Source organism: Trichocoleus sp. FACHB-90, from assembly GCF_014695505.1.
Taxonomy (GTDB): Bacteria; Cyanobacteriota; Cyanobacteriia; order Cyanobacteriales; family FACHB-T130; genus Funiculus; species Funiculus sociatus.
The window spans coordinates 1-14,206 of sequence record NZ_JACJOK010000067.1 but is presented as its reverse complement, the minus strand read 5'-3'; the positions used below and the strand labels follow the sequence as shown (position 1 = coordinate 14,206).

The 14,206-nt window shown below is 45.2% G+C and carries 14 protein-coding genes; 4 read left to right on the top strand and 10 right to left on the bottom strand.

Features of this window, described 5'->3' with window-relative positions:
• The first annotated feature begins 374 nt into the window (after positions 1–374).
• Both crcB and mgtE read left to right on the top strand, forming a co-directional pair.
• Entirely contained in the window at positions 375–833 is a 459-nt protein-coding gene (gene crcB / locus H6F74_RS19375; protein ID WP_199301420.1) for a fluoride efflux transporter CrcB, read from the top strand.
• A 198-nt stretch (positions 834–1,031) separates the two neighbouring features.
• Positions 1,032–2,423 carry a magnesium transporter gene (gene mgtE / locus H6F74_RS19370; protein ID WP_190443834.1) on the top strand — a complete coding sequence of 464 codons (1,392 nt, stop codon included), beginning with the start codon at positions 1,032–1,034 and terminating at the stop codon, positions 2,421–2,423.
• A gap of 215 nt (positions 2,424–2,638) precedes the next feature.
• Here mgtE and H6F74_RS19365 read toward each other — a convergent pair whose 3' ends face one another.
• Positions 2,639–2,893, bottom strand: coding sequence for a hypothetical protein (locus H6F74_RS19365; RefSeq protein WP_190443833.1), 255 nt, complete (start codon positions 2,891–2,893; stop codon positions 2,639–2,641).
• A gap of 100 nt (positions 2,894–2,993) precedes the next feature.
• Here H6F74_RS19365 and H6F74_RS19360 point away from each other — a divergent pair, with 100 nt between their 5' ends.
• A complete protein-coding gene (locus H6F74_RS19360; RefSeq protein WP_190443832.1) occupies positions 2,994–3,167 on the top strand; it encodes a hypothetical protein in 174 nt (57 codons plus the stop codon).
• 15 nt (positions 3,168–3,182) lie between these two features.
• Here the strand turns inward: H6F74_RS19360 and H6F74_RS19355 are convergent, their stop codons facing one another.
• The 6 genes from H6F74_RS19355 to H6F74_RS19330 all read right to left on the bottom strand — a co-directional run bounded on the left by H6F74_RS19355 (position 3,183) and on the right by H6F74_RS19330 (position 9,385).
• Positions 3,183–4,358: a M20 family metallopeptidase gene (locus tag H6F74_RS19355; protein WP_190443831.1), complete on the bottom strand. Its 1,176-nt coding sequence runs from the start codon at positions 4,356–4,358 to the stop codon at positions 3,183–3,185.
• A 542-nt stretch (positions 4,359–4,900) separates the two neighbouring features.
• A complete protein-coding gene (locus tag H6F74_RS19350; protein ID WP_190443830.1) occupies positions 4,901–5,578 on the bottom strand; it encodes a Uma2 family endonuclease in 678 nt (225 codons plus the stop codon).
• Between the two features lie 153 nt (positions 5,579–5,731).
• Complete coding sequence (locus H6F74_RS19345) at positions 5,732–6,397, bottom strand: hypothetical protein (RefSeq protein ID WP_190443829.1); 666 nt, start codon at positions 6,395–6,397, stop codon at positions 5,732–5,734.
• Between the two features lie 86 nt (positions 6,398–6,483).
• On the bottom strand, positions 6,484–8,148 hold the full coding sequence (locus H6F74_RS19340; RefSeq protein ID WP_190443828.1) for a serine/threonine-protein kinase: 1,665 nt from the start codon (positions 8,146–8,148) through the stop codon (positions 6,484–6,486).
• Between the two features lie 190 nt (positions 8,149–8,338).
• Complete coding sequence (locus tag H6F74_RS19335; protein WP_190443827.1) at positions 8,339–8,554, bottom strand: hypothetical protein; 216 nt, start codon at positions 8,552–8,554, stop codon at positions 8,339–8,341.
• A 672-nt stretch (positions 8,555–9,226) separates the two neighbouring features.
• Positions 9,227–9,385 (bottom strand): hypothetical protein, encoded by a 159-nt coding sequence (locus tag H6F74_RS19330; protein ID WP_190443826.1) that lies wholly within the window; start codon positions 9,383–9,385, stop codon positions 9,227–9,229.
• 229 nt (positions 9,386–9,614) lie between these two features.
• On the opposite strand from H6F74_RS19330, the gene H6F74_RS19325 reads away from it, so the two are divergent.
• Positions 9,615–9,851 (top strand): hypothetical protein, encoded by a 237-nt coding sequence (locus tag H6F74_RS19325; protein ID WP_190443825.1) that lies wholly within the window; start codon positions 9,615–9,617, stop codon positions 9,849–9,851.
• A gap of 37 nt (positions 9,852–9,888) precedes the next feature.
• Here the strand turns inward: H6F74_RS19325 and H6F74_RS19320 are convergent, their stop codons facing one another.
• The 3 genes from H6F74_RS19320 to H6F74_RS19310 all read right to left on the bottom strand — a co-directional run bounded on the left by H6F74_RS19320 (position 9,889) and on the right by H6F74_RS19310 (position 14,035).
• A complete protein-coding gene (locus H6F74_RS19320; protein WP_190443824.1) occupies positions 9,889–10,608 on the bottom strand; it encodes a Crp/Fnr family transcriptional regulator in 720 nt (239 codons plus the stop codon).
• Positions 10,609–11,137: 529 nt separating this feature from the next.
• Complete coding sequence (locus tag H6F74_RS19315) at positions 11,138–12,748, bottom strand: peptide ligase PGM1-related protein (RefSeq protein ID WP_347269531.1); 1,611 nt, start codon at positions 12,746–12,748, stop codon at positions 11,138–11,140.
• Positions 12,749–13,564: 816 nt separating this feature from the next.
• Positions 13,565–14,035: a hypothetical protein gene (locus tag H6F74_RS19310; RefSeq protein ID WP_190443822.1), complete on the bottom strand. Its 471-nt coding sequence runs from the start codon at positions 14,033–14,035 to the stop codon at positions 13,565–13,567.
• Between the last annotated feature and the right edge of the window lie 171 nt (positions 14,036–14,206).

Genomic DNA, 14,206 nt, shown 5'->3' with positions numbered 1-14,206 from the left:
AGTTAATTATTCGGCAGAGCTATGGTTTTAAGAGCTTTGAATCTTTACGAGAGAAGCTGCTAGCTTGCTTATTTAAATAAAATTTACTTATACCCATAAGTACAGGAGAGCCATTATTGGCTACGCTGCCGCTCGTTGAATTTTGTTATCAATTTATTACCGCTAGTGGCTTAGTTTTAGAATAAATTGTTCGAGTCGCGCCAGAGTATGGAGTTACAGAAATTGTGATGGGAAACGAGGGTCATCAGCCTTGGAAACAGGTATTATATCGGCTAATTTTAGGGTAATACCGCCAAAATGAACCGTTAAAACACTTCTAAATTCTCTTAGAAATAGGCAATTTATAGATGGGTTTGAAAAATTTAATTAATCAAATGCAACTTTTGACTCTAGCACCTAACTTGGTGCTAGAGGTACTGCAACAGCCAACTGTTCGCAATCCAATTGCAGTTAGTTTGGGCGCGATCGCGGGTGCTTTGAGCCGTTATTACTTGAGTCTCTGGTTCACCGGGACTATGGGAGGAAGTTTTCCCTATGCCACTATGTTTATCAACCTCACGGGCTGTTTGGCGATGGGTTTCTTTTTCACTCTGGCTATAGAGATACCCAGCATTCCGCCAGAAGTCCGCTTATTGGTAGCAGTAGGATTTTTAGGTTCGTACACTACCTTCTCAACTTATGAGTTAGACACTTTCTTACTGTTACGGAATGCCCACAGTAACAACTTGTCCCTTGGCAATCTTTCAGTTGCTGCTTTTTACTGGGCAGGTAGTGCTATCCTAGGCATAATCAGCATTCAGCTAGGCACCATTCTTGCCCGGTGGGGCAAATAAAGCAGCTACTTGCTTCCCGCTCAAAATTTTTTGTGCGATCGCTCACCAGGCTTACTGGTAAAATTTTCATTGGTCATGCAACGTCTGCTTTATTCCCATGTTGCGATGGGAGACACACAAACTCACATAACCTCTTGTTGCCTAACGTCATAGACTAAATGCAGCAACCAACTTAGGACTGTAGAAAGAGGGTCTATCTTGACTGACAGCAATATTCCCCTCCAGACGATCTCACGTAGTGAACTCCGACAGCTTGTCCGAATGCAGCTTCAAGCGCTACTTGAAGCTGGCGACCTTCAGGCCGCAAAAGCAATACTCGTCCCGGTGCAGCCTGCGGACATTGCTGAAGCCATTGAAGGGTTGCCGGAAGCGATGCAAGCTATAGCTTTCCGGCTACTTTCCAAAGATGAGGCTATCGAAGTTTATGAATATCTCGACTCCAGCATCCAGCAGACGCTAATCGATGAATTAAAGCGGCAGGATGTTCTCGATATTGTCGATAGGATGTCGCCAGATGACCGGGCGCGGCTATTTGACGAATTGCCAGCTACAGTTGTGCGTCGTCTGTTGGAACAACTTAGCCCCACCGAACGCCAAGCCACAGCACAGCTTTTGGGATATACGGCTGGAACTGCTGGGCGGTTGATGACACCAGAATATATTTCTTTGAAAGAAAGTTTTACCGTCGCGCAAACGCTGGATAGGATTCGCAATTTAGCGAATGTCACTGAAACGATTTATTACCTTTATGTCACTGATGCGGCGCGACGGCTGACGGGAATTTTGTCATTGCGCGATTTGGTGACTACCCAGCCAACTCAAACGGTTGGGGAAATTATGACCCGCGATGTGATTTTTGTTCATACAGATACTGACCAGGAAGAAGTGGCGCGGTTGATTGGGCGCTATGACTTTCTGGCAGTGCCTGTGGTAGACAAGGAACAGCGTTTGGTGGGTATTGTCACTGTTGATGACGTAATTGATATTTTGGAGCAGGAAACGACGGAGGATATCTATAAGCTGGGTGGTGTACAGTCGGGGGGCGACAATTATTTCCAGACGGATTTATTGACAGTGGCTCGCAAGCGCGTTGTCTGGCTGTTTGTGTTACTGGTGACGAATACTGTCACGGGTACAATTATCAAGTCAGAAGAAGACCTTCTGCAAAAAGTGGTGGCGCTGGCGGCGTTTATTCCGTTGCTGACTGGTACTGGAGGCAATGTGGGGGCGCAGTCTTCAACTGTGGTGATTAGGGGAATGAATACAGACGAGATTCGCTCTATGGGGCCGCTACAAGTGATTGGGCGAGAAGCGATCGCAGGCGCAATGCTGGGAGTAATGTTAGGGTCTTTAGCAACGGTATGGGCTTACTGGCTGCTGCAAGGGGATTTGGCAGTGGCGATCGCTGTGGGGATCAGCTTAATAGCTATCTCTGTTTTAGCGTCTGTTGCTGGTTCCGGTCTGCCGTTCGTCTTTCGTCGCGTTGGTTTAGACCCGGCTTTGATGTCAGCGCCGTTTATCACTACTGCTGTTGATGTCTTAGGCGTACTAATTTACTTTAATTTGGCACGGCTAATTTTGCGATTTTAAGTATACGAGTCAGAATGTAGCCTACCAAAAAGTTTATTTTAAGTCGGAGGGGGAAAGCGATCGCGCACCAAGGATCATATAGCAGTCCTTGCAGGAGTTATGAAATATTTTTTCGTTCGGATCTCGCCTGCCACAGGTTAGAAAATCCTGTCCTACATACAAATGAAAAAAGGCAAAACGTGAACAATTATTTTTGCCTTTTTACTTTTTGCTTTTTAAAGTTGTGTTGGAGTATCAGGAGCAACTATTTCCCCTTCCATACTCATTAACGCATCTTGATCGGTAATCAAGTCGCTTAACTCATTAAAAGTGACACCCATATCCTCACAAGCTTGTTTTAGTTCTTGCTTAAAGGTGCGTAGATTGCCGCCATATCCACATAGTTCGGCAGCAGTTTCAGCTCCCTGCTTTGCATTTGCTCTAGCACAATCAACTAGCTCTAAACCTTTAAGTGGTGTGGGTGATGCCATGATAGTTTTAATTTTTGAGTTAATTACACAATAGTTAAATATTTCCAGATGCTAATCCTTCTGGAGTTAGAAAATTAAGATGTTTTGGTAGCAATAACAAATGAAAATCTTTTTTCTACTCATCAGAACACCGAGTCCCGTATCGCCTGTGCTATGCACGCAAGACTATAGCAATTCAAGGGTTGAGTGCGATACATCTGTAGGGACATGGCAATGCGATGTCCCTATCAACGTAGACCGGATCTTAGAACCGCGATATATTCCATCCAACTGAGAAAAGATATATTTTCTAGTTCTGCCAGTATTGGCAGATAGCATAAGCTAGGGTGACAACACCAGTCACGATTGCAGATTCATTTACCTCAAACTGGGGATGGTGCAGTGGGTAGTTTTTCTTGTCTGCGTATCCAACTCCGAGACGGAACATGGTACCAGGAACGTGTTGCAGATACATAGAAAAGTCTTCAGCGCCGAGGGAGGGTTCGAGTAAAATTTGGACGCGATCGCATCCCCAAGCTTCTTTCGCCGCCGACTCCACCAACTGCGTTAGCGTTGAGTCGTTTTGCACCGAGGGTACTCCCCGATGATAGTTAACTTGATAGCCAGCACCGTAGGTTTTGCAGATATTAGCGACAATTTCTTCTATCCATTGAGGTAAATTGGCGTGAGTTTCTGGATGAAGCGATCGCACTGTTCCCACCAATCGCACATAATCTGCAATCACATTCGGCGCACGTCCGCCCTCAATTTTACCAACCGTCAGCACCACCGGGCGCAACGGGTTTTGCGTGCGACTAATTGCTTGTTGCAAAGTTGTAATTACCTGCGCCGCGATCCAAATTGCGTCAATTGCCTCATGGGGACGCGCCCCGTGTCCCGACTCTCCGGTAATAATAATTTCCAGGTCGTCTGCTGCTGCCGTCAAAGCACCGTAGCGAATCCCGATCGATCCGGCTGGAATAGATGGAAAGACGTGTAGGCTCATAATAGCGCTCACCTTATCCATCGCGCCATCTGCAACCATCCACGCCGCACCTTGGGCAATTTCCTCGGCTGGCTGAAACAGGAAACGCAGATTCCCAGGAAAAACTTCTCCCAGTTGGGATAACACCATCGCCGTACCTAAGCCTACCGTAGTATGGACATCGTGACCGCAGGCGTGCATAATTCCCGGCAGGCGCGAGGCATAATCTAAACCAGTGCGTTCTACAATTGGCAAGGCATCCATATCGGTGCGAACTGCCAGCAGGCGATTATCGATATTTTGTCCTTTTAATTCGCCAATTACGCCAGTTCTACCGATTGATTCTTGCACGTGCAGCCCGCAGGATGACAACACGCCAGCAACGTAGGCAGCAGTTTGGTATTCCTGTCCGCTTAGTTCCGGGTGCGAGTGGATGTGTCGCCGGATTTCGATGAGGCGAGGCGCTAGTTTTTCGGTTATCTCTTTGATACGGTTTAGCATAAAGTTATGTTAACTCGTACTACAGGCATAGTTCATCCCTTTTCCAATTTTTCCGGGATGTTGCATTCAACATCCCATAAAACTAGCTGTAACCATTAGGGTTTTTTACACAAACCCGGTTTTTAGGGAAACTGGGTTTCTTTCTAGATATTCAGTTTATTTACGCTTACTTAAGCAGTGCAGATAAATCCAACGAAAAACCAAGTTATTTTTAACTTTATTTTAACTATAATAACCCTGAGTTTATGCCAAGGTAGTCGTGATAATTTTAATCACATTATATATCTATTGCTAACAATCAGGGGTTCCTATGGCGGAGTAGCAACAGGTTAGGAAAACATCCTTATCTCAAGTAACTATAATATTAATATGAAGTGATTATATCGGCTAAACGCAGACCTAAAACTAATATTGCAATATTGGTGAAAAAGGTGGAGATGCCGCTTGCATAGCTCATGCGATCGCTATATGTGTACTATGGGCTGGCGCGATCGCGCAAATTGAAGCTTAGTTGAAATTACCACAATCTCCCATAGCTTAATTTAAACTACAGAATCGGGATCTACGCCCATAGCACGAAGTTGTTCTGCAAGACGTTGGGCGCGTTGTTCTGCAACTTGGGCGCGTTCTTCTGGTGTTAGGAATCTTTGCCCAAGCTCATCGTACCAGTACAACCACTCCCGCGTTATTCCTAGATAAGTTCCGCGTTCTGCACCAATACTTAAACCAACTTCAGGTAGCCAAACAAGATTACCCGGTTGCAAAACGTATTCGCCATCAACTAAACGATGAACTTCTAGGTGTGGCTTGCGGCGACGTTGAGGATTGTAAATTACGTAGTATAAAACACCCAAATCTGCGTATTCTTGCTTTTTCTTGGTATATTCGCCGCGATAAGTCTGAGAGACAACTTCTAGTATCATAATCGGGACGCGCTCTTCTTCCCAAATTGCATAACTTAAGCGCAGTCCTTCATCAAAAATTCGCTCAACTCCTAAGCTGAGAAATCCATCTGGTACAATTGCCGGCTGATCGGGATCGTAGTAAATCCCCATGTCAACGCCAAAGAACCAATCCATGCGATCTGGCCAAGCCATAGCTAATATGGCTTTCAGCAAACCAGGAATTAAATCTTGCAGTTCATTATCCACAGGTGTCTCGTCAGAGTCGAGTAGTTCTTCGGAGGAAGGAAAATATTTTGGTGATTTGTACTCTAACATGACGGATCTCCCCTGGACTACTAACTCTATGATACGTAGGTGGAGATAAATATTATAGTTTGTAGGTTGGTTTGAGCAACCTCACCCAACAGAAAAGTTGTGTGAGGTTGGAAGGGTTTAGCTTACGCAAATTGATATTTTTTTAGTGTCTTTTTAATCGCAGACTACAAAAGTTTTTTTCCCATCTACGAAGTAAAGCGCCTCAGAACAGTAACCTAGAGAACTTATATCTAACTGTTTGGGTGGTGCATCTGTTTGGCTTCCTTTCCACAGTTCAATCGCTGGTTTCTCTACATAGGTTTTTTGTTCTGGGGAACCTGGTTTCAAAGGGCTATAATCGCGGGCTGCTAAACCTTTTTCCCCTGCTGGTTTAAAATCCATTGAGGTGTAAATTACACCTGCTTCTGGTTTGGTGATGCGCTTGTAATCTTTGACGAAATCTCGCTGAAATTTTCCATCACCTTGATTCAGCGACATTTGGAACCGGAAATCACCGAGTTCTTCACTTACTAACAACATAGCGTAGTCTTTTAATCCATCCTGATTAAAATCAGCCGAGAAAATGCTGCAAGTAAGTTTTTGTTTTGAGTTTCCACTAGCTTGAAACTGGCGAATTGCGGGAATAAAATCAGCTTCTTGTGCAAGACGAAATTCCCCAAGAGATGCTTTGACAGGTTGCGGTACTTCTCCTTGACACTGCACATCTGGTAACTCAGCAGTTGGAGAATTTGCGATCGCGGATTGGTTAGACTGCGGTGTAGAGGTGCAAGCAGCTAAGCTGAGAGCCAATAGCACTACTAGGGAAAGTTTATTTATCATAATTTGACAATAAAATTTGTGTACTTAAGTACAGATCCCCCAATGCGATCGCGTGTTCCGGAAATTTACGCAGACATAGCACTGCATCATCGCCAGCCCAACCAACGCAGAAAAGGTACAACGATGTAGTAACTCACGCCCAACCAGAAGGCAGTCGTGACACCCAAAATCCCAAAAAAGCCAAGGCTGACTAAAGGAGCGGACGCGGTAGGGATGAAGGTATAAGCTTGTAAAGCAGTCAAGACTCCAGCTGTGCCAGCTGCGGCAATAACAGCGTGAACCAGTTGATGGCTAGGTAAACCTAAACCAAGGGTTAAGGGGCCAACTGCAAATCCAATTAACGTTACTAAGCGCAGCACCGATCCATAAGGCATCACATGGCAAATCAGCCACCCTAAGCCGTAGCCGAAAACGCCCATCAGTCCAGCCACTAAACGGCGCTTGCGCTGTCCAAAGCCTCCCGCTTCAGTAAGACCCCAAGCTGTCCCCCAGCCAGCAGCAGCAAACAGCAGAACCGCTTGCCCTACGTGGGGGGGAATAAAGGGAAAAATCGGGGGTAATTGGGCGAGAATAGCAGCGAAATTCGTACCCAACGGCAATACATAAGCCAAGAAAAAGCCAGTTGCGGCAAACACACCAGCGCCAATACCGCCAACAATCATTTCCCAAAGCGTATCTAAACAAGCTTGTAAGGTTTTGGCGATCGCGCGAACAACGAAAAGAGTAATTTGACCTACAGCTGTCAGGATAGATGCGATCGCTATTGCGACCAGCTTCAGACTTTTGCGGGCAAAGGAAGCGATCGCCCCGGAAAAAGACTGCGGTACGTTACTGGGTATCGTCTTCATTGAAGAAACCCCAGTTAAACGCTGCTGAATCTGGGCCGCACTTGCTGGTCGCTGGCGCACATCGTCTTTTACCATGTCATCCAGCAAGTCAGCCAAATCAGGACTAATCGGGGCGCAATGTCGCCACCTCAACTCACCACTCGCTGTATCTTCCAAATCCGGCGGATATTGCCCACTCAGTAAGTGAATCATCGTCTTACCCAGCGCGTAAAAATCTGCCGCCGGCCCCACCCCACTCCCCATTATCTGTTCTGGCGGACTGTAACCGGGAGAAATCAACCGCGTCGAACTGGCAACAGAACCCAGCTGCACCGTGCCAATTTGTTTCGCGCCGCCAAAATCAATCGCCACCAGCTGCCCTGTTTCTTGACGCAGCATCAAGTTAGAAGGCTTGATATCGCGGTGAATAATATTGCGGCGATGCAATTCCTGTAAAATCTCTAAAGCTTGGTTGAGCCAATTGCGTACCAGCGATTCTGGACACCCTTGGGGATACCGATCCAGAATATCCTGCAACGTTTGACCGTTGATTTTTTCCATCACTAGACAAGGTAGCTGGCGCTTGCCTAAGTCCACCACAAAATAGCTATCTGGCTCCACTCTGGGAACGCCCGGATGATTTAGACTTGCTAAGACTGCCGCTTCTTGCTCAAACAGTTCCAGCGCCTTTGGTGAAGATTCCAGCAAAACCTTCAGCACTCGTTCTCTTGACAGGTGCAAATCCCAGACTGTGTAAATCGCGGCGAATCCCCCAACTCCGAGAGGCTGGATGGGAACATAACGATGCAACAGTTGTAACGGTGCGCCGCAACTGTTGCAAAATTTGTTTCCCCAAACCTGGGGATAAGGACGCGGACAATCTGGATTTATGCAGTGAATCGCACTCTGTACAGACTGGGTCACAACCACACGAAGACACAGGGCTACACTCGATTCTATCCGACTGCAAGATACGAATCAGGAAACGTTCTCCGACGAGCAGACAGAATCTACAGGTGTTGAGCGTGGCCCGGGTTCATCATCGATCAATACAGAAAATTAAATTGTACATATACATAGCTTGTCAAACGCCTCTGACCTTTGTGCCAGATACTCACTTAATGGAAAGATTTTTAGCTTCCTCCCATTGAGTCCATGCCGAATGCAAGTCCTCCTCTATAAAACCCTTTTTCCCTGGGTTTAAAGCTTCAGATAAAAGCACTTTCAGTGTTGGCGAATAAACTCCGTTAACCATTTCATGGCCGTAACCAATGACTTTGCCAATATGCCCAGTTTTTTGATTTACAACATCAGTACCTATATCGAACATAACTGCCTTCCTTATTTGGGATTTATGCCCTTAAGTTAGCGATTATCCTCAATATTGACTTCCGTCAAAAGAACGAGCCATTTCAGCTGTGCAACAATTATATTAATAAGTTATTTGACATTTAAAATATAAAGAAAACATATTAGTTATATAAGATTTACTTTATGTAGATTATTCTGGAGATGAATTTTGAAGCAGCCTACAAGAGCTGCTGCTTGTTTAATTCGGTTGTGGTAAAATCTCCTCTAAGCAAGATATATTTGTATAAGCAAATACCGTCCGATAAAGAATGATTGTAGGAAAAGATTGATAAGAAAACAAAACTCAAAAAAGGCATTTGGGCTTTGGGTACGGAAGCCGGAAACCAGGCTAGTAGTTAGCGTAAGCTGGGTTGTGATAACCTCACCTAACAAAACATAAGCCTTTGTTGGCTACGAAAGCCTGAGCCTAAGAGGATTTCTGAAAAGTCATAATCGAGACGCTTCTAGGGTGGAGATCCCCCTAAATCCCCCTTTTTAAGGGGGACTAAGACTTGATTTTCCCCCCTTTTTTCTAGCGCAGCGGCGCGTTAGCGCGGGGGCTGGGGGGGATCAAAACTTTTGACACTTCTCAGACATCCTCTAACATAAAATTGTTTTTTACAGCGGCTGATATTAAAAACTTTGAATTAACCTAGCTGAGAGAAGGAACTTTATTTAGGTTATTAAGAATTTCTCCAACTAATTGCCTTTGTTCTGGAGAGAGTTTTTCCCAACCCTTCCCCCAAAGGTCTATCATTTTTTTGTTAATATCATCATCGTATTTAGCAGCTAGGCGTGTGGAATTATTCATAGTTAACCTCCTGTTACCTTTAACCGGAACATTGGGTAGCGTTCTGAGGCGGTTGTATTGAGTAAAAATAGCTGGGATCGGTCAATCGATTTTGGATTTGGGATTGACTTTGCCGATGTTTTTGACGGGAGCGCAACGCTTCTGGAGATTTTAGATTGAAGGTTTGTTCTGCCCTTTCTGAGTCAGGCTTGTACTGTTGGCGAAGGAAAGTGCGTAGCGCTTAGATTAAGTGACCTCCATCCTGGCATCGGCTCTTGCCCAAAATCCAAAGTTGCTACTGAGAACTTCCAATCTGGAAATATTAAGAATAAACGCGATCGCTATCGCACTTCTGTACGCTTCCAGACATAAAAGTCAAATTCAAAAGAGGTCATCAACTTCCCTAACGGCTATTGGTAGCCTCGATTTTCGAGCCTGTAATATTAAGAATAAATGCGATCGCTATCGGAGTTCTGTACGCTTCTAGACAAAAAACCCAAATTAAAAAGAGGTCGTCAGCAAATCTAATCGCTCCCCTTACCTAGCAATCGATCGTACTCGTTTTTAATCACCCCATAACACTCGCAAGCGGTTGCTTCCAATCTCTCCCGATCGAGGATGGTGATTTTACCACGGCTGTAACAGATCATTCCAGCTTGGCTTAGGGTGCCAGCAGCTACCGTGACACCGGAGCGGCGTGCGCCTAACATATGAGAGAGAAATTCCTGAGTCAACGGTAGCAGGTCTGATTCCATGCGATCTTGGACATTGAGCAGCCAACGGGCAAGTCGCTCCTCTATCGTATGCAGGCGGTTGCAGGCAGTAGATTGGCAGGTGTGAGTAAATAGCGCTTGCGTGTAGCGCAGCAGCAAGCTATGAAGTGTACCACCCCGGTTGAACTCGGTTTTCAGATGCTCGGCTTTCATCCGCATGGCAGTACCTGGAATTTGCACCATCGCTTGGTTGATCGTGGTGTTGCCTCCCCAGCATACGGGAAGACCGACTATACCTTCTTTGCCCACCAGACCTGCTTCGACTATCGCGCCGCTTTCCATGAAGGTGAGCAAAGAACACAATCCCTGATTGAAAAAATAGACGTGTTCAATCAATTCGCCAGCGTCGTAGAGAACTTGCTCGCGCGATAGGGAGACGAGTTCCAAGTGGGGAATAAGGCGCTGGTACTCGGTTTCAGGTAGGGCGGCGAGTAGTTGATTTTTTATCGGGAGATGGGATTGGGATGACATTAGGAGGCTCCGTATGTAGTCGCATGTTTAGAACAAAACAACCAACGGCACAAGGAGAGCAATTGATAACCCGATCCGAATGTCAAAAGCGTAGTCTCTAAAAATAAAGTTGCACACTCTTTAGTTATAACAGCGTATGCAGTGTCAGCAGCGATCGCTTATGTTCATTGAGAGCATCCCAATGAGTGCAAATATAACCCCGCTAGAAGCCTCGATGCTCGAAGAACAAAGCCTGCACAACGCAAAGGCTAATAATAGACCTTTTGTATAAATGCCTTGAGCTAAAGTACTCGCAAAGCGAGAAGCAAGCTACAGGCTTAAAGCTAAAACCCGTTAAAACGGGTTGAAAATGTTTGCCAGTCAGCTTTAGCTGACTTTAGCTTTCAGCCCGAAATTTATTTCAGGGCTGAATGAGTGCAAGAGGTCTAATATAAAGCCTTGCGTTATGCAGGCTTTGTTTGTTCGCCCTTGACTTTAGTCATCGGACATTTTCACAAAAGTAGGATGCTCCCATTTTCATTTCCCAGTTTTAGCCGTTCCCGCTCCAAGTAATCGGGGGAATCGGATAAAATGACGAGTTGGAATAATTAGAGCGAATTTTAGTTTCTTCGTCCAGCACTTTTTCCACCTTGTTGTAAATTTCTTCTGCCTGTTGCATGGAATCGCCAATACTGGTTAATCCCAGCTTGCCGAATTCGGAAAGACAACCCATGAGATGGAAAACGGTGCCTGTTTCAGTACCAGTATCAAAGTGCAATCTGTGATGAGCAATGATATCCATTAAGTCGTTTGGCAGCAGTCCCCGGTAACGGTCTTTTTGCAGATTGTCGGTGGCAATGTAGTATTTTGGGCGACCTTGTTTGCTGTAAAATAAACCAGTCGCGAGGTCGTAGCGACCGTTTGTTAACAGCTTTAGGGTCATAAAAGGATGGGTAGTGCCGCCTTTTCGCAGGTTAATTTCTATTGCTTGCAGCTCCCATTGTCCCTCTTCTGCGTCAGGGTGGCGAACGGCGACAAAATCAACGCCGAAGCGTTCTATGGCTCCTTTTTCTGCTAGTTTCTTGCCTACTTTTAATCCCAATTCTTGCAAGCGCAATCGATAAGTTTCATCGGCTGGGAAGCGACAACCAAGGTAAATTTGACCGTCAGGGCCTCCTAAAATTTGGTCGTGAGTTGAGAGAATTTCTACTTTTCCATCGGGTGTGATGCGACCTTGAACGCTGGGACTCCGCTTAATATCTCCTTCGATGAAAGCTTCTACAATTGCTCCTAATTCTGGGATGCGGCTAGAAAAATTTTCCCAGGTTTCAGCTTTCGCTTGAAAGCCGAGAAATGGCAAGCGATCGCTTATTGCCTCCATTCGTTCTTTATGGGAAGCTTTCTGGGGTGCTAGTTCCTGAATGGGTCTTAAGTCCAGAATTGCATTCGCTTCGCCGGAAATTCCTTCATTGAGTTTGACAACCATTCGCTGTAAAGTCGGCTGTCGTTCCCATAAATCGACTGCTGCTTGTGTCAGTTCTTGAGCATTCCAGACGCTACTGCTACCGTCGGGATGAGGAACCCCACTCTCTGCAAATATTTGCCGAGAGCCACTTTTAGTTCCCCAATCCTGCAAATCCGGATCGCAAGCATACAATGGTACGCCCAGTGCTAGAGACAGTTCCCTTTCCCAAGGGCTACTGTTGTAACAAATCATATAAGACTTTTCTAGCTGCAAGGCTTGCCGAATTCGCTCCATTAAGCGGGGACGCTCTAAAATTTTTTGAGTTAGAGGTTTAAGGGAGGAGTCGTAAGCTGAAAGTAGCAGCAAGCGATCGCGTGCGTGAGAAAACGGAATTCCCGGTAGCAGTTGTAAATAGTAATCAATTACGCTGGGATGCAACGGCTGGGAGGTAACGTAAATTAGCCTGGTTCGGGGGTTATGCAGGCGAATTAACGAAAATAAAAGTCGCTCCTCGTAGTGATGAGATCCTTCAATTTTCAGCAGTTCTCGCTGATCGATGCTCAAAGAAGGAATCACCACAATATCAGCATCGCTGTTGTCAAAAAGTTCGGTAGTATGCCAAACTTCGCGCAGCTGGTTTTGAAGATGTCGGAATTGCTCCGCCAGATCGGCGGTAGTCACATTTTGTGTTACCAAAGTATTTGCGTTGCTCCCATCGCGCCCCATAATTGCGATTTTACCTAGATAACAGGCAAAATATCGGTTTTACGACACAAAACTGTAAGTCGGTTTTCCCAAAAAAGGCAATTTAACTCGAAGAGGTGCGTTGGGGGTTGCTTTCCATCGGTTGACCATCATCAAAAATCAAGTCAGTGGGAGGTATGGGGGTTCCCCACTAATTTTCAACCGCTGCGTGGGATGTTGTCTGCTTTGTCGTCGTTTTTGATATCGGACGATTCCTACTAAGAGGAAGTCTGAAAAGTCATAATCGAGACGCTTAGAGAGTGGAGATCCCCCTTGAAAAGCTACCGTGTATACACAAGTCTTCTAGCTCTGTCCTATAACGTTTTGATCCCCCCTAGCCCCCCTTAAAAAGGGGGGAACCGGAGTCAAAGTCCCCCTTTTTAAGGGGGATGCAAGGGGGATCTCCAAGGATGTCGGTTCTGTACAGAGATGTGTATACACCGTAGCCTGGAAAAGGGGGGCTGGGGGATTAAACTAACTTTTGACACTCCTGGGGCATCCTCTAAGTTGTCTTTTGACTATAGATTTAACGTTCTCAGGACTTACGCAGTTGCCGTGAACTAAAGTTCCGGCTCAAAGCTCAAACCCATTGAAATGGGTTGGTTTGAGGTTTTTTAGTCAGTTTCAACTGACTTGGGCTTTCAGCCAGGAAATTGATTTCCTGGTTCTCAGTGCGTAAGTCCTAGTTCTTAAACTAAAGCTGGAATTTGTAATTATTTTTAACTCAAAATAGTGATATGGGAAGATACGCCAGAAGCTTCTACTTAGCTAATTCAATAGAATGGCAATAAATCTTTTTAAAGCATCTTTGACGGCAAACCAATCTTTCTCCTTTACCAGTAGCTTACCATTTTTTCCCTTTTCGTCCCTCAAGATTGTTTGCGCGATCGCATCCATTTTATCTTCTGACATCTCTGCTGTGCCAACTTGATCGCGTAAATCATAGATGTAACTATTACGTAACTCCTGCTCTATATATTTCAGTTCTTTGCGACAATCTTCTGTCCTCTGTATTTCTAAACTCAGCTCTTGTTTTAGCTCCTCCATTTCTTGTGTTAGACTCTTCACCTGTTCGCGCGATATCTCCAAGTCCTCTTCAAGTGCCGAAACTTCTGCCATCTCAAAACTGCTTTCTTCGCTGAAGCAATGCTCATTGCTTTTTCGAGCGTTTCTGACTAATAAATCAATCGTTTCACTAGAGTTATCTTGTTGGTTAAGCCAGTCTATAGTTTCCGGCAAAAGTTTAAGTATTTTTGGCTCTACCGAACTTGTTATGTAAAAATGTTAAAAATGGCTAATCAAAATAGCAGAAACAGAATAGGTATAAGAAGTGACATTTGTTGCGGGGCTTGAATTCTGGGATTGATTGTGATTAAGTAGATGCAGTAAAAAAGCAGCCCCAGACTGGGT